General features: G+C 38.1%; 19 protein-coding genes and 1 pseudogene. 12 read left to right on the top strand and 8 right to left on the bottom strand.

Annotated elements, in window-relative coordinates; translation table 11 throughout:
- From DEAC_RS20935 to DEAC_RS20925, 3 genes are all read right to left on the bottom strand, one after another.
- Positions 1–629: transposase (locus DEAC_RS20935; protein WP_047812036.1), on the bottom strand; the 629-nt coding region annotated here is incomplete at its 3' end.
- Positions 630–982: 353 nt separating this feature from the next.
- Entirely contained in the window at positions 983–1,372 is a 390-nt protein-coding gene (locus tag DEAC_RS23705; protein WP_047812035.1) for a hypothetical protein, read from the bottom strand.
- A 55-nt stretch (positions 1,373–1,427) separates the two neighbouring features.
- A complete protein-coding gene (locus tag DEAC_RS20925) occupies positions 1,428–1,841 on the bottom strand; it encodes an Lrp/AsnC family transcriptional regulator (protein ID WP_047812034.1) in 414 nt (137 codons plus the stop codon).
- A 108-nt stretch (positions 1,842–1,949) separates the two neighbouring features.
- On the opposite strand from DEAC_RS20925, the gene DEAC_RS20920 reads away from it, so the two are divergent.
- The gene (locus tag DEAC_RS20920) at positions 1,950–2,495 is read left to right on the top strand and encodes a cysteine hydrolase family protein (RefSeq protein ID WP_047812033.1); all 546 of its coding nucleotides are present in this window, start codon (positions 1,950–1,952) and stop codon (positions 2,493–2,495) included.
- A 54-nt stretch (positions 2,496–2,549) separates the two neighbouring features.
- Here DEAC_RS20920 and DEAC_RS24000 read toward each other — a convergent pair whose 3' ends face one another.
- Together DEAC_RS24000 and DEAC_RS20915 are read right to left on the bottom strand one after the other, a co-directional pair.
- The gene (locus DEAC_RS24000) at positions 2,550–2,711 is read right to left on the bottom strand and encodes a hypothetical protein (RefSeq protein WP_172408162.1); all 162 of its coding nucleotides are present in this window, start codon (positions 2,709–2,711) and stop codon (positions 2,550–2,552) included.
- A 65-nt stretch (positions 2,712–2,776) separates the two neighbouring features.
- Positions 2,777–3,613 carry a hypothetical protein gene (locus DEAC_RS20915; RefSeq protein ID WP_053006559.1) on the bottom strand — a complete coding sequence of 279 codons (837 nt, stop codon included), beginning with the start codon at positions 3,611–3,613 and terminating at the stop codon, positions 2,777–2,779.
- A gap of 653 nt (positions 3,614–4,266) precedes the next feature.
- Between DEAC_RS20915 and DEAC_RS20900 the strand changes: the two genes are divergently transcribed.
- From DEAC_RS20900 to DEAC_RS20885, 5 genes are all read left to right on the top strand, one after another.
- Positions 4,267–5,454 carry an MFS transporter gene (locus DEAC_RS20900; protein ID WP_152671461.1) on the top strand — a complete coding sequence of 396 codons (1,188 nt, stop codon included), beginning with the start codon at positions 4,267–4,269 and terminating at the stop codon, positions 5,452–5,454.
- An 891-nt stretch (positions 5,455–6,345) separates the two neighbouring features.
- Positions 6,346–8,109, top strand: a complete 1,764-nt coding sequence (locus tag DEAC_RS20895) for a SulP family inorganic anion transporter (protein WP_047812031.1) — start codon at positions 6,346–6,348, stop codon at positions 8,107–8,109.
- A gap of 336 nt (positions 8,110–8,445) precedes the next feature.
- On the top strand, positions 8,446–9,921 hold the full coding sequence (locus DEAC_RS20890; protein ID WP_047812030.1) for a putative sulfate exporter family transporter: 1,476 nt from the start codon (positions 8,446–8,448) through the stop codon (positions 9,919–9,921).
- 30 nt (positions 9,922–9,951) lie between these two features.
- Positions 9,952–10,119: a hypothetical protein gene (locus tag DEAC_RS23775; RefSeq protein ID WP_162531700.1), complete on the top strand. Its 168-nt coding sequence runs from the start codon at positions 9,952–9,954 to the stop codon at positions 10,117–10,119.
- A 443-nt stretch (positions 10,120–10,562) separates the two neighbouring features.
- The gene (locus tag DEAC_RS20885; protein WP_053006558.1) at positions 10,563–12,272 is read left to right on the top strand and encodes a putative bifunctional diguanylate cyclase/phosphodiesterase; all 1,710 of its coding nucleotides are present in this window, start codon (positions 10,563–10,565) and stop codon (positions 12,270–12,272) included.
- A 9-nt stretch (positions 12,273–12,281) separates the two neighbouring features.
- Here the strand turns inward: DEAC_RS20885 and DEAC_RS20880 are convergent, their stop codons facing one another.
- Positions 12,282–12,536, bottom strand: a complete 255-nt coding sequence (locus DEAC_RS20880; RefSeq protein ID WP_047812029.1) for a hypothetical protein — start codon at positions 12,534–12,536, stop codon at positions 12,282–12,284.
- A 281-nt stretch (positions 12,537–12,817) separates the two neighbouring features.
- On the opposite strand from DEAC_RS20880, the gene DEAC_RS20875 reads away from it, so the two are divergent.
- From DEAC_RS20875 to DEAC_RS20850, 6 genes are all read left to right on the top strand, one after another.
- A complete protein-coding gene (locus tag DEAC_RS20875; protein WP_053006557.1) occupies positions 12,818–13,189 on the top strand; it encodes a hypothetical protein in 372 nt (123 codons plus the stop codon).
- 71 nt (positions 13,190–13,260) lie between these two features.
- Positions 13,261–14,469, top strand: coding sequence for an acyltransferase (locus DEAC_RS20870; RefSeq protein WP_047812028.1), 1,209 nt, complete (start codon positions 13,261–13,263; stop codon positions 14,467–14,469).
- A gap of 21 nt (positions 14,470–14,490) precedes the next feature.
- Positions 14,491–16,224 (top strand): sensor histidine kinase, encoded by a 1,734-nt coding sequence (locus tag DEAC_RS22460; protein ID WP_053006556.1) that lies wholly within the window; start codon positions 14,491–14,493, stop codon positions 16,222–16,224.
- Positions 16,225–16,230: 6 nt separating this feature from the next.
- On the top strand, positions 16,231–16,992 hold the full coding sequence (locus DEAC_RS20860; protein ID WP_047812027.1) for a LytR/AlgR family response regulator transcription factor: 762 nt from the start codon (positions 16,231–16,233) through the stop codon (positions 16,990–16,992).
- Between the two features lie 223 nt (positions 16,993–17,215).
- Complete coding sequence (locus DEAC_RS20855; protein WP_047812026.1) at positions 17,216–18,439, top strand: metal-dependent hydrolase family protein; 1,224 nt, start codon at positions 17,216–17,218, stop codon at positions 18,437–18,439.
- A 36-nt stretch (positions 18,440–18,475) separates the two neighbouring features.
- Entirely contained in the window at positions 18,476–19,717 is a 1,242-nt protein-coding gene (locus DEAC_RS20850; RefSeq protein ID WP_047812025.1) for an MFS transporter, read from the top strand.
- Positions 19,718–19,856: 139 nt separating this feature from the next.
- Here the strand turns inward: DEAC_RS20850 and DEAC_RS20845 are convergent, their stop codons facing one another.
- A complete protein-coding gene (locus tag DEAC_RS20845; protein WP_047812024.1) occupies positions 19,857–20,225 on the bottom strand; it encodes a hypothetical protein in 369 nt (122 codons plus the stop codon).
- Positions 20,226–20,655: 430 nt separating this feature from the next.
- Positions 20,656–20,985, bottom strand: a pseudogene (locus tag DEAC_RS23030) (transposase); the annotation flags it as partial.

Here is a 20,985-nt window from a genome sequence, read left to right as displayed (position 1 = left end):
GGTTTTTCTTCTCCTAGTTCTTCCAGGTTCCGGTCCCCATACTCCTCATTTTCTTTCTGATTGGTTAGCTCCGCAAATTCAAAGAGTTCTCGGCACTTTTCCCGCAGCTTTTCTTTGTAGCGCTTGGTTGATTTTCCCCAGACCCAGCTGTACTTATTAGCATTGGCTTCTATTTTTGTCCCGTCTAAGAAATAATTTTCCAGCTTGATATAGCCTTGTTTATGTAAAAGTTCAACAGCCTCACTAAAAATCTCAACCAACACATCTTTCATACGTTCGCCCCGAAAGCTGTTGATGGTTTTAAAATCCGGACTATTTCCTCCGCACAACCACATATACATGATGTTTTCGCGGGCTGCCTTTTCTATGCGGCGGCTAGAAAACGTTTTATCAGCATAGGCATAAACGATCAGTTTGGTCATCATGACGGGATGATAACTCGAACGTCCACCTCCCGGATATTTAGCTAAAAGAGGTTCCAGATTCATTTGATCGATAGCAGAGTTTACCACTCTGACCATATGATTGGGAGGAATAAGACATTCCAAATCTATTGGTAAGCTCAGTTGATTCTGATTATACTCTTTAAAAACAACTTGGTTATGTACTTTTTTACCCGGTTTTGACAAGGAGAAAACACCTGCCTCATTCGTTCTTTCCTTGTCATAATTATACCATTTTTCTTCCGAATACGCGGAGAAACCGCCGAAATCTAATGATTTCTAGCGGTTTCTCTCGGCTGTGTTTTCACACAGCCCCATTTTTTGGTACACCAGTAAAATAAAGGTGATAATGCTATAAAAAGAGAATATTATTTATGTGACAGAGTTTTACTATTGGGGTAAATCTCCAAAATTACCTTTGAAGACAACTAAAGTTTAGGAGATAACAGAGGGTATTTTGTTAATTCTAAATTTATTTAAACATAGCTTGTTTGAAATGTGGATAGTTCTAAGAATTAGTGAAATAAATTAATTTCACATTAAGTATTGGGAGGTATCAAATTGATACTAAATATTACATTTGCCCATTTGACAATTGTCTTAGCAACGATATTTAACACTAAAGGATTAGTGGATGGTCCACCGCCAACAGTCTTGAATTTCATCTTAACAATACTTTTCTTAGTATTATGGTTCTCATTCGGTATTTTTAGAGGGCGGGAAAGAAAGAAGAGCTTTTTAATATTTGCAATTATATTTTGGGCTATAGCATTAGGAACAACTTTTATTGTCATGCACTTAGGGCCTAATCCTTTAGTGATGGTTAATTTTGCAATTATGGCTCCTGTAAACGGATTTATGTTTTTAGAATTTATGAGGAGCCAATTATTTTTTGCAGCCATGTTTTTACCTTTAATAATTACTTGCATTGGTTATCTAGTCGGACTAAAAATAATCTCATCCCAAAATAATCTCTAGATTAAATTATTTGATTTTTCCTATGCCAATATTTATCCGGTAATTTCCATACTGTAAGATAGAGTCCAGAAAATGGTTCAAATCTGTTTGAGAATTAACTTGAACTTTCAACATGTAACATCCGTCACCGCTAATCCGGTAAGCTTCCATAACCGAAGAATTATCTTTCACGAATATCTGAAATGCCTTATGATCGGTTGTTTTCATGAAAACGGTGACATATGCAGTTAGAGTTTTCCCAAGTAACTCCTCATCAATCAAAGCAGTATAACCTTTAATAACACCTAAACTCTCCATTCTTGAAATGCGGTTAGCAACAGCTTGTCCTGTTAGATGAATCGCTTCGCCAATATCTCGCAAATGGACTTTACAATTTGCCTTAAGCAGCTCTAAAATTGCCAAATCAGTTTTATCAAGCATTTTTATCAAAATCCTTTACTATTGCAACTGAATTAAGCCCTTAATTTTCTCGGCTCAACTAATAACTTTTGTATACTTATTATAACAAAAGAAATGGAGGGGTTGGCAATGAAGAGAGCATTATTGGTAATTGATGTTCAGTATGAATATTTTACTGGCAGGATGCCGATTACTTATCCCGAAGGAAGCTTTGAAAATATAATTAAGGCTGTGGATGCAGCAAATCTATATCAAATCCCGGTTATATTAATCCGACATACTGCGATACAAAATGATGCAGCTACTTTTCGAAAGGGGAGCCATAACTGGGAAATTCACGAGGACCTCTTGAAAAAAGAACATGTTTGTATTATCGATAAGAACTTACCTGGAAGTTTTACGGATACTGATCTAGAAAATATGTTAAAACAAATGTCGATTGACACAATCGTTATAGCTGGGTACATGACACAGATGTGCTGCGATACGACCGCAAGACAAGCAGTACATCTCGGATTATCAGTGGAATTTCTGTCTGATGCAACAGGTACTTTAGATATTATGAATTATGCTGGAAAAGTTACAGGTGAGGAACTTCACAGATCGATTCTTGTAACGCAAGCGATGCGGTTCTCTAGGGTGATATCCACTGATGAATGGATAAAAGACCACTAATCTTCAAGCATACCTCTTGGTTAACGATTGCGAAAATAAACGGTGCAGAGATGGTTACCATAAAACGTGTTGATCTGGATTATCGACAACCTGCTTTAGTGCAGTAATTATATAGACAATTATGATAAAAACAGTAATTGAAAGTAAAGGAGAAAAATAAGCGAAGGGTTGTGCTCCCATAGTCGTACCATGTGCCCACAAATCCCATAGTGACATAAAAAACCTCTCCTTTACAAAGGCTACTCAAATAATCTCAGGGTTATTGAAATGATTTTTAGTTGTTACTTTAACTGGTTAAGGCTATCTCTAATAATGTGTTCACTGTTAGCTTGCTCAAATTTAAAAATAGCACCATTCAAAAATAGTCCGAATGACAGAATCATAACAGCAATCTGTAATGGAAAAGGTGTATATAGGTCAAGGAATCGAATAAGACTGACAATATTATCATTGGGCTCCAGGGACTGTTTTATACTCAATTCCACATGACGAAAGTCAATGGTGAGAAAACCTATAGATGTATGATGATCGTAAACAGGAAAGTAAATGGACATTCTCGGAGTAAGGCTAAAGGGGTTAAGTTGACCACGCTGAGAACAACGAGATTCAGTGACTATTTCTTTTGTAATGACATTTTCTAAATCAATCGGTTCATACGAAAGATTGCTGGCGGTCACATCCGTTTTCTTTTGCCGTTGCCCGTTTTGCCCGCTAATTACCTCAAAGACTCTATAAGCAGCATCGATAATAACAAAAGCAAGAGAGGCATAGGTAGTCAATAGGGTAAGGGAATACGGAGGTCTTATTTCAATTATTTTAAAGAGCAAATATATTGTTTCGTTAGGTTCCATTTGTTGACGCCAAAAAACTTGCACGATTCGAAGATCGCGTATAGCTAATCCGATGGCGCAGTAAGGACGGACAAAAAACCAAAACATTATGGTATCAGTACAAAGTCTGAATGGGTTTAATTTGCCAGCAAACCATTTCCGTCCTTGGTTCAGCAATAATGAGTAATACTTCTGGAAAATTATTGGGTTCTTACACAAGATTCCTCTAAAATATGGGCTAAATCTTCCTAAATATTGTTCTAGAATTAGATTGTTTTCTGGTGGCATAAATCTTCACCCCAACTAAAATTGCTCAATTATTCTTTCCCCCGCTTTTTCAATAGCTCCTTCGGTATAGCCACCGGTATTTAGAATGAGCCAGGTCCAAAAAAGCGAATTTAAGATTGCAATAAAGGTAGGGACAGGTAACCATATGCCCCAGAATTTCGTATTTTTTTGAGTGGAAGAACTATTGTTCCAAGTATTCTCTATCATGTTTGAGCTCATAAGCATTCAAAATGTCCTCATAAAATTAGATACTATCGGAGTGATTCATAGTTTCGGAAAATAACAGCACCCAGTATCATTGAGACAATAAAGGAACCTACCAGCCATATTATCCAATAGCTTTGAATTAACCAAAATTCGTAATTATTCCTTACCACAAGGGCCTCCCCCCAAACTAATACATTATATTCCATAATATAAGCAGCTGTGTTAATATCAGGAAATATTGATTTTGGCAATACTAACTGGTCCAAAGAGATTCTCATTTTCGAGGATAACTTTGGGCTTTTGCTAATCATAATTACATATTTAGCAGTTTGTCCTCTGATTAGTTTTGTTTTAACCGAATAGCGTTTAATATTTGCAGGAATTAACAACTGCGTGCAGAATGCTAATTGACCGATAATTGTTGACTAGAGGAGATGTAGTTTTTATTGAATTGGAAACGAACACTTATGATTTTATGGGTTACCAATTTTCTGGTAACGGCTGGTATGAGTTTGGTGATTCCATTCCTTCCTTTGTATATTGAAAAGCTCGGAGTACATCAATTACAGGATATTGAACGATGGTCAGGTTGGGTTTTCTCAGCCCAGTTTGTAACCTCCGTAATTTGTCAGCCTATCTGGGGAAGATTCGCCGACAAGCACGGACGAAAAATTATGCTATTACGTGCCGGTCTAGGTATGGGAGTTGTAACAGCATTAATGGGCGCGGTTGTGAATGTATGGCAATTGCTTTTCCTTCGGTTATTCAACGGAATCTTTTCTGGATTCATCTCTATGTCCGTTTCATTGCAAGCCTCAATAACACCTAATGAGAATTCTGGCCAGGCACTTGGCATGCTTCAAACTGGAGCAATTGCAGGAAATCTTATCGGTCCATTAATCGGTGGTGTGCTAGCAGAAACTATTGGTTTCCGTGCTGTGTTCTATTTAACGGGAGGGTTTCTTATAGCCGCCGGAATTATTGTTTTGATATTTGTACACGAAAACCATCAGCCAAGAGTCAATACTAAAAATAATCAAAAAGGTGATTTGATTCAATTGAAATCACTTTTACCAGTCTTTATAGCCTCGACATTCACACAAGTTGGTATGATGAGTATTGAGCCAATCGTTTCGATTTATGCCGAAACATTATATTCAGGTGCTCATTTAGCCTTAATAGCTGGTTTAGTTGTAGCAATGAGCGGTATTGCAAATCTAATTGGCGCACCTACTTTAGGGAGATTGGGTGACAATATTGGTCAACGCAAGGTTCTAATCATTGCCTTATGTTCAGCAGCATGTATGTATTTTCCCCAAGCCTTAGCTGCTAATATCGGTGTTTTGCTTATAGGTCGATTCCTATTAGGACTATTTATCGGAGGTATGATACCATCGTTAAATGTACTGGTTAAAAAGAAGGCTCCTAAAGAGCTGCAGGCTACTGCATTCGGGTTCAATTCGGCTTCCACATTCCTAGGTAATCTAATAGGTCCACTTGTAGGAAGTACAGTAGCAGCCACTTATGGGATTAAAAATGTATTTTATGTTACGATGGTGATTCTACTGGTTAATGCCGTTATGATCTATTTCAATCGAAACTTAGACGTTCAACCTAGAACTGTTACCGGGTAAATTAACTAGTAACTTGATCTTGTTCTTTACTTAATTCCAGCGAGTTGCAATTTCAATAAGTCGCTGAGAGAGTCATTTGGCTTTTTCAACGTAAATTTAGTTTGTAACTGGATACCTAATGATTTATAAGTGCGTCCCCAGCAGTGAGTTTTAGACTCTTAAGCTGTGGGGCGTTTTTTAATCTTACATTCAAAATCGTTGTAATCAAAATAGCTTTTTACAAACACTTAGGTTAGAGGGAATTGTTCATTATAAACTAATAAATTTTTGCGAAAAATTTAGCTATAATGTTCGAAAAAATGCTTTTTAAGTTTATGCTTTCTGTTTTTAAAATGAAATGTAGTACATAACTTCAAATACAAGTCGTTTAAAAATATAAATTTAAATAATTCTTTTAAATTATAATTGTTTAATTAAATTACGTTAATATTAAACTAAATTGTATTGTAATATTTGAATATAACTTAAGTTTATTCGATATAATATGATTTGATTTAATATATTAATAACTTATAGAGTGTAAAACTTTAGTATTAGATCCTAATTTTATTCGAAGAACAAAAAACAGTTCAAGCATTTAGTTAAAAATATTTATAATAGTCTCACAAATAGCGCTTAACATAAATAAATACGATTACGACAATATTGTCTTCTTATAGACATTAACGAAACTCAATGCTAATCTTTAATTGTGAGAACAAGTACATAAAAGGAGGATTGATTTCGAGAAAATTACAGTATTTAGAAAATACCCTTAAAGGGATGCTAAGAAATTTGACTAAAAAATTTGGAAGGGAGGATATAGAAAGATCGTCATCCGCATTAATTGGAGTTTAGATGAGCACAAATATTGTGTTTGTCAAATTTCGTTGATTTGAAGGTGGTATTTATATGTACCTAACAAAAATTAATCATTTCCCCTCTATTGAGACTATAAAGAGTTATAAAATTGAGAATCTTCGCAAGGATTTTATGGCGGCTTTGACTGGGGTAGTTGTAGCAATTCCTCAATGCATGGCCTACGCTTTGATTGCAGGGCTAAACCCGGTTTATGGCCTTTATACAGCGATTGTATCCGCGATTTTCGGTGCAACATTTGGGAGTTCTAAACACCTAATTACTGGGCCGACTAATTCATCTGCCTTACTGGTCGCTAGTGTCATGAAGAACTATATGGGACTCGACAATGCCTATCAAATGGTTTTCCTTTTGACATTTTTAGTGGGTACTTTAAAGATCCTTTTTGGGGTTTTGAAACTTGGCAGATTAATTAGTTATGTTTCTCACTCTGTAATTATTGGTTTTACAACTGGGGCAGGTTGTTTAATAGCTCTCGGACAACTAAGCACTCTTCTAAGTATTCCTGTTAAAAATTCAGCCCAAATGGCGACGACAGAAAAATTGTATTATGTATTAACCCATTTACAACAAACCAATATATATGCTCTTGGAATGGGTTTAATAACGATAATCGTGATAGTTGTTTGCAAAAAAATTAATAAGAATCTACCAGGTGCCCTCATTGGAATTATTGTTCCAATTATCTTCATTGTCATCTTTTCGCTAGATAAACTTGGAGTTCAACTTACTGGAAATATACCTACTTCTTTACCTCCGTTTAAAATGGTTAACTTTGATCTCAGCTTTATTCAGAATAATATTAGCGGAGCTTTATCTATTGCCATTATTGGCTGTGTTGAAGCAATTTCCAGTGCTAAATCAATTGCGACTTTATCACGCCAAAAGGTCGATCCAAACCAAGAATTTATAGGCCAAGGGATTGCGAACATGGCTTCCTCATTTTTTCAAGGATTCCCAGGATCCGGTTCGTTCACAAGAACTGCGCTCAATTATCATAGTGGAGCCGTTTCAAGACTTGCCGGTGTTCTCCAAGGTGGAATAATGGCTATTGTTCTTCTGTTTTTTGCTCCTTTTGCCAAATATATTCCTACAGCTTGTCTAGCTGGTGTTATGATGGTAACAGCTTATAATCTTGTGAATAAAGATGAGATCAAGAAAGTTGTAAGTCTTGGTAAACTAAAGTCAGATTCTTTAGCTATGTGGGTAACCTGTTTTGCAACTATCCTATTACCTAACCTTTCCTATGCGATCTATACCGGAATTGCACTTACAATTATGCTGCATCTAAAAGACACCAATAAAGCACCCATAAGAATTTTTATTCCTTTGGAAGCAGAAGATCCCAAAATCGTTGAAAAAGAGGTTGAGGTTGTAAAGGATAACGTTGAAATTCTAATTATTGAATTAGAGGGTAACCTTTATTTTGGATTAGCGGATAATCTCGAACAAAGGCTTGTTAGTTTGATTAGCAAATCAAAGGTGTTTATTTTAAGGATGAAGCATGTCTGCAACATTGACGTAACTGCACTTAATGCTCTCAAAGTTTTCACGCGGTCGGTTAAAGATGCTGGGGGAAGCGTCATTGTTTGTGGGTTAAATTCTAATCTTGATTCCATTTTAGTCAGCTCAAATTTTGATTTTGATATAGATTCCAACAATAAATTCATGTCTGAAAATGAAACGTTTGCATTTTCGTCTAAGGATCTGGAAAGGGCTAGGGACGTATTGAAATGTGATTCGGAAAATAAATCATCGAAATCCTGTGAATTATTGGCTAGTTCCTTTCAATTTTAATATGGTTTAACAATTTATAAAAAGTTATAAAAAGACGTACTCAAGACCTATAGTCAGAATCTATAGGTCTTTTTCTATCCAGTTTTAAGCCCCCAACTGAAGTCCCGAAGTTCAGCTTTAGCTGAACGAGGTCGTTAATTCAAGCAAAAGTAAAAAAACTGTCAATATAGAAAAACGTGTTCTACAAGCTATTTTGATCAATAGAATATCATAGAAATGATTTTTGTTTTAATAAACGATTATAAAGGAATTTTATAATCGCGTAAATGAAAGGAGGTAAAGAAGAAAACCATCATATTTCGGCCAAATACTTAAGTTTAAGTTAGGAGGGAAAAAATGAACCAAGAAAACACTTTGACTAGGTCTTCGCTGTTGAAGACCGAGGACTGGTGGGCTGTGTGGCTGGGAGGATTGGTGTTTTTCCTCGGTTTAGGTCAACTCTTTGGAGGCGATTTGTTAGGTTGGGCTGTTAAAACGAATGTCTGGCTCAGCATAACTAATTCAATGGCACCCCTATCCAAAACATATGCGTTTTTGCCTGGATGGGCTTCCTTGTTGCTGACATTTCTTTTCTTTCTGGTTACAACGTCTATCGGAGCCGCGTGTATGGGTTGGAACTTAAAACGATTTGTCGTGGGATTTACGATTATTTTTGCATTGGCCTATGGTTCTTTTGTTCTTGGAAGTTACGGTTATCTTGCGGCAACTAAAGACCAGTATGCGAAGCTAAATATGAATTGGTCAGTGGGACTTACCCCTGAAGGGGGTTTTATTATCGCACTTATAGTAGGTCTTCTAATTGGTAACTTTTGGACAGGATTGGCAAAATTTCTAGAAGAAGCGGCACGACCTGAGTTATATATTAAAACTGGAATTGTAATTTTAGGAGCAACCTTGGGAATTAAAGCTCTTGGTTCTGTCAATCTAGCCTCCACAGTGATTATTCGGGGACTCTGCGCTATTGTTGAAGCATACCTCATCTACTGGCCTGTCGTTTACTTCATTTCTCGGAAATGGTTTAAAATGACACCGGAATGGGCTGCCCCCCTTGCGTCCGGTATTTCTATCTGCGGTGTTGCAGCCGCTATCGCTACTGGCGGGGCAATTAGATCCCGGCCTCAGATCCCAATTATTCTCTCTTCGGTAATCATTGTTTTCGTAGCTGTCGAACTTTTGTTTTTACCATGGCTTGCCCAAAGCATTTTGTATAATCAACCGATGGTTGCTGGATCTTGGATGGGCCTGGCTGTCAAAAGCGATGGCGGTGCAGTCGCCAGCGGTGCAATCACAGAAGGGTTAATCAGAGCTAAAGCACTGGCTGTAAACGGAGTAAAGTGGGAACCCGGCTGGATCCTGACGGTTACGACAGTTACCAAGGTTTTTATTGACATCTTCATAGGGATTTGGGCCTTTATCCTTGCCGTGGTCTGGTCAGTTTTTGGGATTAACAAAAGGAGTCAAGAAAAAGGTGCCAAGGTAACAAAAGGAGAAATATGGGAACGTTTCCCGAAGTTTGTGATTGGTTATGCTGCTACTTTTCTAATCCTTCTTTTGATAGGTTTAGCAGCTCCGCACTTAACCAAAGCTGCTACAGCTGCAGCTGACCAGGCTAATGGCCTGAGAGGAATCTATTTTACTCTTACGTTTTTCTCAATCGGTTTAATCACTAATGTACGTAAACTATGGGCTGAAGGCATGGGCAGAATCGTGACGGTATATGCTGTTTGTCTATTTGGGTTTATCCTTTGGGTTGGACTCTTAATATCCTGGATTTTCTACCACGGAATTATGCCGCCGATTGTAACTGGCTAGAATTCATTATCCTGATAAGGAGGTGCAATTATGGCAGAAGCTAGCTCAAATGCTGGACAACAGCCAAATGCGAAGGCAGAAATGCAGGCAGAGGAATGGTTCGACTTGCTACCAATTGAAAAAAAGCTTATCGGTTATTCATTAAGCCTGGGAATTCTTCTGTTGATTGTTTTCGTTTTAGGCTTTAAAGTACTTTAAGAGTCGCATTAATCTATAGATTTATCCGATCAGTAGGAGCCTAAATTACATCCGCTAACTAAATTCCGTTGTACGCTAAAAATATGAAAAGGACCGAATTTCGAGTTCGGTCCTTTTTGTCATCGCCTTGTTTTTAAGTAAAATATGTATTTGTATTTTATAGATAACATCTCATAATAAAAGTTATTTTTTGATTGTTTAGACAACGAATAACTTGAAATAAATTATTTACTTCTTGTAAAGGATTGATCTTAGTTATGTCGAATAAACAACAATATCGAACTAATCAGTTCTTTGTTTTAGGAATAATGTAAGAAAATGTAATTATGTTAGTCGGTGGTTTGCTACATATTACTAAGTTAACAAATACATAGAAACGCCAGGTTAAAAAGCAAAAGATATTAGAAGTTTGTTAATACTAATTAGCAGGAAGTAGTGAAAATATGTTGTTAAAGCAATCTCGAGTTCACTGGTCACATTGGATTGTTATTTTAATTTGTTTAATTATACCTTTGGTAACAGATCATATGCAACTCGTTCCCGGTGATTTGATGTGGATGCTCTATATAATACCTGCAATAATCTTAGCCTACTACTATGGCTTAAAAGGTGGGTTCATTACCGCTTTTTTTAGTGTAAGTATCCAACTTACGTATAAATTGTCAGAGAGAAATTTTAATTTTATGGGACTCAAAGAGGGAAGTGACGGTGTTGTTTTAGTAACGTTATCTCTAGGTTTATTCGCTACGGCAATTGGAATGGGGATATTGGCGGATCGTCTTAAACTAAAACAAAACGAATTGGAAGTTGCCTTAAGAACCATGAAATCGATGGCATATCATGATGAATTGAGCAGTCTTCCTAACCGGCGTAAGTTCATTGATAAATTATCCGAGTTAATTAATGATAATCCCTATCCAAGGATGATTGCAATTATGTTTATAGACCTTGATCGCTTTAAGATGGTCAATGATACCTTCGGACATGCTGCTGGTGACTTATTGATCATAGAAGTAGCCAAACAGTTAGCAAAGTGTGTTAGCGAAGAAAGTCTAGTAGCTAGAATGGGTGGCGATGAATTTACTATTTTGATCGATAAGGTAACGTCTGTTGACGAGGTCGAAGAGATTGCACAAACTATTATTGAATGCTTTGAAAAGCCTCTAAATATCCAAGGAAGAGAAATCCAAGTCAATCTTAGCATTGGTATTGTCCTTTACCCCCATAATGGGCTGAGTATGGAAGTTTTACTGGAACATGCGGACGCTGCTATGTACTTAGATAAACAAAGAGAAGGAAGTCATTATCGATTTTACTCCAAAGAGATCGATACAAGGATTTTTCGTAAGTTGGAAATAAAAAATCAGTTAGAGTTTGCTCTCGGACGAGATGAATTTACTTTAAGTTATCAGCCTCAGGTTATTGCCAAGACGCAGCAGATTGTAGGCGTCGAGGCCTTAATTCGTTGGAAAAATAATAAACTCGGTTTGATTACTCCAACAGAGTTTATTCCTATTGCCGAAGAAGCGGGTATTATTATACCCATTGGCGAATGGGTTCTGGAAACAGCATGTCGAGATGCAAAGACATGGTTTAACAAGGGGTTGCCGCAGCTGAGATTATCGGTTAATATTTCACCGATTCAATTAATTCACGATCAATTTGAAGAGATGGTGAATCGTGTCTTGAAGCAGACTGGCTTCCCCCCGGAGAATCTTGAATTAGAGATCACAGAAAATGTCGGCTTGTATGGACTTGATAAATCATTAACTACGTTACAACGCCTTCGCGCGATGGGGATTGGCTTAGCTATTGACGATTTTGGTACAGGATATTCTTCCCTGAGCTATCTTGTCGATTTACCAATCGATACCATCAAAATCGATCGTGTGTTTGTCCAAAACCTTAATACAAATTCAAAATTAATGACGTTAGCTGAAGCAATTATCAAAATCTCTAAGGTTATGAATTTCCAAACCATAGGAGAAGGCGTGGAGACTTTGGAAGAATTAAAAGGGCTGGATACACTTGAGTGTGATCAAATTCAGGGTTACTTTTTTAGCAAGCCAGTTTCAACCGAGATAATGGCAGAACTCTTAAAAAATGGCATCAGCGTTGAAACTGACCTAAGAAATGAGGACATTGGAGCTTAAAGTTTAAGATTAATCAAGCTCTGCTCTGAATTCAGTTGCGTTAAGTGTCTGGTTCACTGCGTCAAAGATTTCTTGTTTTGCAAGTTCAAAAGAATCAAAATAGCCAAGAGGCTTTTCAAAAGATGTATCAATCCAAGCTAGAAATCCATATTCTGTAAGAGTTATCAACCAAGAGCTCGTGTCCTGAAACACCACTCGGCTTGATGTTTGCATTTCATGATAAGTACTGAAACCATTTTTAAGAGCAAATTGCTTTCTAGTCATAAATCCACCTCGCTTTAATATCTTTTTAAATAAATAATAACAGAGAAAAATTCGACATAATTCGATAGAATCCTCTATATAATGATCGATATATAGGAGTTTTTGTAGATCTATGCCTAATACGACGTAAGTATCTATAATTGTCCTTTAAACAGCATTACCAAATCAGCAGCTGCAAATAAATAACTATTGAAAATGTTAGCTTAAAGAGTGATGGTTTAAGTGCCACTTTATTGATAAACGTTACTTATAATTTCTTAAGTAAGGAAGGAGAACAGTACATGGGTTTGAAGGAAGAAATTAAAGCCAGCGCCTTAAACTTAGGAGCTGATCTTGTAGGAGTGGCTTCTGTAGAACGTTTTGACGGAGCACCGTCGGGGTTCCATCCTACCGACATTATGCCGGAAACGAAATCTGTCGTGGTTATAGCTAAAAAGATCTCCGATCAACTTGTATGCGGAAGTCTTGGTACGGCCTATACCAATACCTTTCAAGCTATACTCCGAAGGTTAGATTACATCGCGAGTGACGTAGCAGTTTTTGTGGAGAAAGTGGGCGGTAAGGCGATACCTATACCGGCTGACGATCCTTATAATTATTGGGATGAAGAAAATCATCGTGGGATGAGGGATTTGTCCAGTAGGGATAAATAAATAGTTAACAAGATGTAGAGAAAATAGAACAGCCTCTCTTTTGGCTTAGGTTCAATGAAAAGTGGTTAGATATGCAGAAAGAACATATTAAAGAATTAGACGTTCTAAGAATGATAGGCTTTGTATTCGTTGTGGCTCAGCACGTTTTTGGAGCATATGCCTGGCGGGAAGGGGCAGGTTTTTCTGAATCACTAATTCTAAATTTTTTTTATGTTATTGCTCAACCAGCTGTACCAATTTTTGTTATGATTACTGCGATTAGTCTATTCTATAATCATACTGAAGGGGTAAATATATTTACATTTTATAAAAAGCGCATACTATATATTTTCTTGCCCTATGTGATCTGGTCAATAATTAATATTATGGATGCTAAACAGTATGGTCAGGCTTCCTTTGACAATTTCGTCGGGCAATTGGCTGCTGGAACCGGTAGGTATCATTTATGGTATATGTCGATGATTTTAAGAATTTATTTATTCTTTCCATTAATACTGTGGTTGTCCAAGCGTATACAAAAATTGCCCAAATTTTATAAAGTGGGTTTCTTATTGATTTGTTTTGTGTTTTATATAATACTTCTAAAAAATAATGGGATTACTTTCATAATTGGAAAAAGTTTATTTAAAACACCGACATATAATGAACAAATGTTTATTGATCGAACGCCTTTATTATGGTCAATTTATTTCGTAGTTGGAGCCTATGTAATATTTTGGTATCCTCATTTAATAGCATTGCTCCAACGTTATCGAAAATTTATAGTTCTCACTTATACACCATTGTTGCTCTATATTTATTACATTCAAATAAACCCCCATTTTCCCGGACACAAATATATAACAATCGGGTATCTATACTGTTTTCTTAAAGTTTCATATATGATTTTGGCATTTTTTATGTTTTACAGTTTAGCATCTTACATTGTCAACCAAAAACCAAAGCTATATCGCCTATTTAAGGATACTTCTCCGTATTCTTACTCGGCTTATTTAGCTCATGTTATCGTACTTCAGGCTGTAGCAATGGAGGTAGATAAGGTATACTCAATTAAAAGTTTCTTGTTACAAAGCCTTCTAATCTATATATTAACGATTGCTTTGACTATAAAGGTGATACAAGTATTAAGTCTGTTCCCATTTTCGAAATATTTTCTTGGTACAAGCTGTAACTATTATAGAGAATTCTTTAGTAAAAGGGATCTGCCTTTCAAGTTTATAGGCAAAGGTTTTCTTCCATATCATCAGCCAGAGGATCAACGCGGCGTGGCTAAGAAGTAATTGTCCTAAGGGAGAATCATAGTGTTTATAATAAATTTTCCGTATAAGTCGAAGTTCGCAACCACAAGTATGATGATAATTATGCTTGGCTTAGTAGTATTATCGCTAATTACCTATCGTCAATATAATCAAGTCAGTGAAAGTGAATTAATGCACACGATGTCTGATCACACAGCACAATCGGCCGGTTATATTAATACATGGCTGGAAGGACGTTTGGGAGAAGTGCGGGAAACCGCAGAAAGTCCGATACTTGGGCAGGCGTTAACATTAAATCCACAGCTAGACCTAACTCGAAACGACGAATCCATTCGCTTGCTTGATGAACTTAATCAATCTCGCTGGAACTATGTTTCTACGGCATATCCCAATGAATATGCCGCCTTACATATTGTTAATTATCTACGGCCTGATGAGTGGGGAAATCCCAAGAATTTCAAAAAACTCAAGGCCAGATACTATAACGTTAAAGATGGAACGAATAAAACAGACCCTTGGGCGGAAGGTGCAGCGGTTGAAGCCGGAATGAGGTATTCACAAGCGGCAGGTGTTTATGACACGATATTTAAACCTGTTTATTCTCAGGCTTATGGACGAAATATGGTACTTATGGTAGCCTGGCGCAAAGATAGTAAGGGAAACGTTTCGGCTGGGGCAGCGGCAAGTTTAACCATTGAAACGATACAGCAATTTGCTCAGCAGGCTGGTTACGGGAAAAAGGGATATGGCTTTTTATTAGCTCAAGATGGGACATTTATTACCCATCCAAATGCTTCATGGGCTATGAGGGAAAAAATGTCAACTGTTTCGGACAGAAATATGCAGCAGCTTGGTAAGCTTGTTGCAAGTACTAAGTCTGGGATATTTCGCTTCACAGACAATGGGGAGAAAAAAGTCGCTTTTTATAATTCAATTCCAATTGCCGGATGGACCTTAGTCACGGTTGCTGATGAAAATGAATTGTTCGCATCCGCAAATGAGTTACATGTTTTGATGCTTGTTATCATTTCGAGTATCATCATACTCACTTTAATGTTTGCTTACATTGTGTTCTTATTGTTGAACCTTAAGCAGAGTAATGCGGCCAGAGAAGCGTTGGAACATCGTAATAAAGAATTAATTGCCACAAAGGAAACAGAACGCAAAATACTGCAAGCTGAAATCTCGGTACTTCAAGCCCAAATTCAACCTCACTTTCTGTATAATACCCTCAATTCAATTACGGCACTTTGTCGGACAGATTCCCTCAAGGCAGCAGAACTATTAGAAGAATTAAGCGATTATTTACAAGGAAAGTTTCGGCTTAACAGCATGGAGCTCATTCCCTTGGATCAAGAACTGGATTTGGTTAAATCATATCTGGCCATAGAGCAAGTACGTTTTGGCGAACGGCTGGAAGTTGAATATTATGTCGAGCCCAATACTAATCCTCTGATTCCACCGCTTATTCTTCAGCCTTTAGTAGAAAATGCCGTTAAACATGGTGTTTATCCGCAAAGGAAAGGCGGAATCGTTCGGATTTCCATTAAAAATGTCGATCAAGAAACGGTAATTAGTGTCACGGATAATGGGGTTGGTATGGCCCCGAATAAACTCAAACACCTATTAAATGATGAGAACGCTCAAGAAGTAGGAGTTGGTCTCCGGAATATCCAGAAAAGGCTGCAAAAACATTATGGCTATGGCCTAGAGGTTCAAAGCAGCATAAATAATGGAACAAATGTTACTGTTAAAATACCTAACTCGGCGAGGTGACCAATTTTGATTAATACCATTCTCATTGATGATGAGCAATTAGCAGTGGCTCAACTTGAGTACCTTTTGCAACAATATCCTGAAATTAATATTATGGCATCATTCACTGACCCGGTAACTGCTCTTGAGAAAATCGAAGATTATCTTCCTGATTTGATATTCCTAGATATAAAAATGCCTGAAATCAGTGGATTTGATGTAGCAGAAGAGATAATGCAAATTTCACCCGCGACCTATTTCGTCTTTGTAACGGCCTATGACCAATATGCACTGAACGCTTTTGATTACAATGCCATTGATTATATTCTCAAACCCGTTTCTCATAAAAGAATAGATCGAACCATTCAAAAGGTGCTGACCAATTTTAAAAGCGGTAAAGAAAGGACGGCGCTGGATACTAAACTGCCAAAAATCAGGCAACTCTATGGCGATGGATTTAATAAAATAATTGCTGCGGAAGAGGCTGGAAGAATTTTTTTGTTAGCCCCTTCCGATGTGTTCATGTTTACACCTCAAGGCCGTGGAGCCTTGATTCACACCCAACAGAAGACTTATCTTACGAAACAATCCATAAACTATTGGGAAGAGCGATTAGAATCCTCTAATTTCTTTCGTTGTCATAAAAGTTATCTGGTAAACTTTAACAAAATCGAGAAAATCCTTCCTATGTTTAATCATACATACTTACTAAAGCTTACCGATTATCCCGAGGAAATTCCTGTGAGCCGTAATAAAGCTAAAGAACTTAAAACGATCTTGGGCCTATAAAGAGCCCAAGATTTTTTTTGCATTATCCTTCTTAACACAATGTAACTGATAAATTCGGAATTCAACACATAATTGCAAATTGCTAGTAAAGAGTAAGTATTTAGCCCTATACTTTGGTCACTGGGTCTTCGAGGATAGGTGAAGGCCGCATAATTATTAATTCATCGAAAGGGGGCTTAAGTATCACAGCCGATAATAACAAGTAAGGAGAGAGGAAAAAGCAATGCCTAAGATCATAAAATGCGGAAAGCTCTTTTCAGCAATTGACGGGAATATTCAAGAAAATGCAATTATTATTATTCAAGATAACAAGGTCAGCGATGTTAAGCGAGCTGAGGATTTTGCAGCGGGTGCGAATGATGAAATTATTGATCTTTCGGATAAGTTTGTTCTTCCGGGTTTGATTGACACGCATGTCCACCTCGGATTTGGCGGCAATACAACCCTTGTTGAGGTAAGTGAACCACCGGAACTAGTAGCCATAAAATCAATGAGAAATGCTGAACTGGATTTGCTGGCCGGATTTACAACAGTTCGCGATGAAGGATACCCCACTATAAGCGGCTCTGAAATAATACGTAATACCATTGCAGCTGGACTGTTCCCTGGTCCGCGTGTTTTTACCAGTGGTATGTATATTACCCAAACCGGCGGTCATCTTGAGTATCGATATCCGGGAGAAACATTGGGTTATAGCACTTATAAGTCCGGTAATGTTGCTGACAGTCCTGATGAAGTACGTGCAGCTGCCCGCTTAATGCTCAAATACGGTGCCGATCAGATTAAGGTTGTAGTAACAGGCGGTGTTCTCAGCCCGGGCAACGAACCTGGAGAACAAAATATGAGTGTTGAGGAAATCAAAGCCGCTGTTGATGTCGCACGCATGCATGGCAAGATCATTTCTGCCCACGCTCATGGTACGGCAGGTATTAAGGCAGCCGCCGATGCAGGGGTTTCCGTTATTGAGCATTGTACATTGGTTGATGAGGAAACTATAAATCTGATGGCTGAAAAAGGTATTGCCATCGTTCCTACGTTTATCGTTTTAAAAGTTATTGCGGAAAAAGGTGCAGCTGCCGGTATTCCTGATTTTGCTGTTCGCAAGGCTACAGCTTTGGTAGGATCACATCTTTCCAACATTAAAAAAGCCTACGATGCAGGAGTACGTATTGTTTTTGGAACAGACTGCGGAACTCCGCTTACTCCGCACGGTACACAGGCAGGCGAATTTGAATTGATGCTTCAAGCAGGCATTTCCCCAACGGATACGCTTCTCAGCGCTACGAGATATGCAGCCGAATTGCTGGGATGGGATGAGCGAATTGGAACGATTGAACCTGGGAAGCTCGCTGATATCGTAGCTGTTAATAAGAACCCCTTCGAGGACATTTCTGTTCTAAAGAATGTGGCTTGGGTGATGAAAGACGGAAAGATATATAAAGGTTAAGCAACGAACCGGCAAAATTGTTTGGAGGATGATCAAATGGGCAAAAGAAAACTATTCTATGGCTGGTGGATTGTAGCCGCCGGAGTTTTAATCATGTCGATTCCGTATCCGCTTATTACTACAAACTGGGGACTCTACGTTAAACCTGTGACTAAAAGCATGGGGTTTAGTCGAAGTGAATTTGGGTTTATAAGCACCATTATTTATGGTGTGACCGTATTTTTATCGCCATACCTCGGAAAATGGCTCGCCCAGAAAAATACTCAATTAATTCAGGCTGTTAGTATCGTTGGCTTAGCAACCTCTTACGCCAGTTTTTCTTTGGGACAGAACATTATCCATTTCTATATCAGCGCTGTATTTATGGGCGTATTTTCTATTGGAGCAATTGCTCTGCCTATTAGCATTGTCTTAACTAATTGGTTTGTAAAAAAGAGAGGTTTAGCACTAAGTATAGCCTTAGCAGGCAGCGGTGTGGGCGGGGCCATTATCAGCCCGATCATGACACGTGTTATTCAGAACTATGGTTGGAGAATATCCTATCTAATATTTGGCGCTGCTATGCTCATTATCGCTCTGCCTATGGTTCTTGTTATGAAAAAATCTCCGGAAGAAATGGGCCTGAAAGCTTATGGCGCCGATGAAGCAGTTTCTGTTGTTGAAAAAGCAGCCAAGCCTAAGGTTGAATATAACTTAACTCTGAAGGAAGCTAGAAAAAATAATTTCTTTTGGATTTACTTATTTGGCATATTCGCCCTTTCTTTTGTAAGTTTTGGATCTCTTAGCCAGTTTGCAGCTTTTGTTGCCGATCATCATGGAGCTGCCTTTGCTGCAAGCATCCTTTCCATATTCTTAATCATAGTTACTCTTGGAAAAATTTCATTGGGCTGGATTTATGATAAGTTTGGCACGAAGATTGGAACCCTTTATATTTGTATCGTCTTCGCCCTTTCCTTCGTATGTATGCTATATCCGAACTCCAAACCCCTAATGTATATCACAGCAATCTTATACGGCCTTGGCATTTGTACAGGTACCGTTTGCCCACCGGTTATTACTTCTTCAATGTTTGGTACAAAATATTATGGCGAAATTTATGGCTACGTAAATCTGTCCGTCTATTTGGGGGCTGCTATTTCTGTTCCGGCATTGGCGGCGATCTATGATAAAACGGGTTCATATCAATCAGCATGGCTTCTTTGTATCGTTTTAACTTTTTTGTCTCTTATCTCCTTGCTTTACAGCGATCTAAAGAGTATGGCGATGAAGCGGAACTGATTCTTTTGAGTTTCCTCTTTACTTCTTCTTGGGTCTGATAGATATAAATAACAAGCCTGGCAGTTATATTACTGCTAGGCTTAATTATTTGCTCAATTTTAGAAAGGTCGCAGCGAACTTCGAAACTCCGATATTGATCTTAAACTAGTCCATCGTTATCCTTAACAAATTGGACGGCTCTGTCAAATTGCGATTCATCAACAATAGCCGCAACAAGTACGTCACGGCCGGATACGGAATTTTGACCTCCGTCACTCATACCACTGGCGCTGACATCCGCGGAAGCTAATACTCCGGTATCTTGATCTGAGCTTGCTCCTAAAATTAATGCCGCTTGGCTAGGCATGTCACCGGTTGTAGGATCGTTAACAAAATCGGCACTGCCGTGCGGATATTTACTAAAACGGTCTATCTGGATATCGGTTACTCCTAAACCTTTAATCTGTTCAGCAGCTATTTTAGCCTCATCCGAAGTTTTAAAAAAGGCCAAAATGTTCTTTTCGGTCATAACTGTTCCTCCCTATAATATCTTGATATTTTCTTTAGATATCTCGTATTTTCATAGAATTCCTAGCTAACCAAATTAGCTCACCACGGATAGAATTCGCATAAAATGTCTAATTCGGAGAAATTGGATATGGCAAAGCCAACGTCTACTATTTGTGGATATGTTGGCCGTTGTAAACCCATGATTCTCACGGTGGTAAACCTCCCATGTCTAACAGGGTCAAGATTATAAATCTGCCCTAAATTCCTTCGTTCCACCTATCCATGATTGGGTGTCAGTTATGCTCCTCTACCGAGTCCTTGCTCTAATGGAAAAATATGCGACTGACTACCAGCTCTTTTGTTTTGCTAGGTTACCTGGATTGCTCGCTTCTGTGGTGACGCTTTAACCCACAGATCGTTTGTTTCTTATGGTTTCGCTGCTATTCTAATTACGCTGCTAAATGCTCAACTGGACGATGAATGTCCTTAATTAGCTTTTCTGGATCGTATTCTGTACCTTTTGTTAATATTGCATAGAACACCCGAATTAGTTTACAGCTTAAGGCAATTAGTGATTGTTTCTTCTTCAGGGGATTCTTGATCCTTGTTGTGTAGTAGTTGTGTATCTCTGCAAACTCTGCGTTTTTTTNGCGACTAGCGGCATCACTGCTTGAAATAGGATTGCCCTCAGTCGTGCGCGGCNGCGCTTACTGATCGTGGTCTGTCCCTTGTGCTTACCTGAGCTGCTTTCTCGTAAGGCTAAGCCCGCAAGCTTTTGG

Source organism: Desulfosporosinus acididurans, assembly GCF_001029285.1.
Lineage (GTDB): Bacteria > Bacillota > Desulfitobacteriia > Desulfitobacteriales > Desulfitobacteriaceae > Desulfosporosinus > Desulfosporosinus acididurans.
This window is presented reverse-complemented; position numbering and strand designations above follow the sequence as displayed.

Coding starts and splice junctions, on each gene's coding strand:
- DEAC_RS20915 (WP_053006559.1), bottom strand. CDS start 3,613: ATGCCACCAGAAAACAATCTAATTCTAGAACAATATTTAGGAAGATTT.
- DEAC_RS20850 (WP_047812025.1), top strand. CDS start 18,476: ATGGGCAAAAGAAAACTATTCTATGGCTGGTGGATTGTAGCCGCCGGA.
- DEAC_RS20875 (WP_053006557.1), top strand. CDS start 12,818: ATGGGTTTGAAGGAAGAAATTAAAGCCAGCGCCTTAAACTTAGGAGCT.
- DEAC_RS20885 (WP_053006558.1), top strand. CDS start 10,563: ATGTTGTTAAAGCAATCTCGAGTTCACTGGTCACATTGGATTGTTATT.
- DEAC_RS20855 (WP_047812026.1), top strand. CDS start 17,216: ATGCCTAAGATCATAAAATGCGGAAAGCTCTTTTCAGCAATTGACGGG.
- DEAC_RS23705 (WP_047812035.1), bottom strand. CDS start 1,372: ATGCAAGTAATTATTAAAGGTAAAAACATGGCTGCAAAAAATAATTGG.
- DEAC_RS20895 (WP_047812031.1), top strand. CDS start 6,346: ATGTACCTAACAAAAATTAATCATTTCCCCTCTATTGAGACTATAAAG.
- DEAC_RS20880 (WP_047812029.1), bottom strand. CDS start 12,536: ATGACTAGAAAGCAATTTGCTCTTAAAAATGGTTTCAGTACTTATCAT.
- DEAC_RS20890 (WP_047812030.1), top strand. CDS start 8,446: ATGAACCAAGAAAACACTTTGACTAGGTCTTCGCTGTTGAAGACCGAG.
- DEAC_RS20925 (WP_047812034.1), bottom strand. CDS start 1,841: ATGCTTGATAAAACTGATTTGGCAATTTTAGAGCTGCTTAAGGCAAAT.
- DEAC_RS23775 (WP_162531700.1), top strand. CDS start 9,952: ATGGCAGAAGCTAGCTCAAATGCTGGACAACAGCCAAATGCGAAGGCA.
- DEAC_RS20920 (WP_047812033.1), top strand. CDS start 1,950: ATGAAGAGAGCATTATTGGTAATTGATGTTCAGTATGAATATTTTACT.
- DEAC_RS20870 (WP_047812028.1), top strand. CDS start 13,261: ATGCAGAAAGAACATATTAAAGAATTAGACGTTCTAAGAATGATAGGC.
- DEAC_RS20845 (WP_047812024.1), bottom strand. CDS start 20,225: ATGACCGAAAAGAACATTTTGGCCTTTTTTAAAACTTCGGATGAGGCT.
- DEAC_RS24000 (WP_172408162.1), bottom strand. CDS start 2,711: ATGTCACTATGGGATTTGTGGGCACATGGTACGACTATGGGAGCACAA.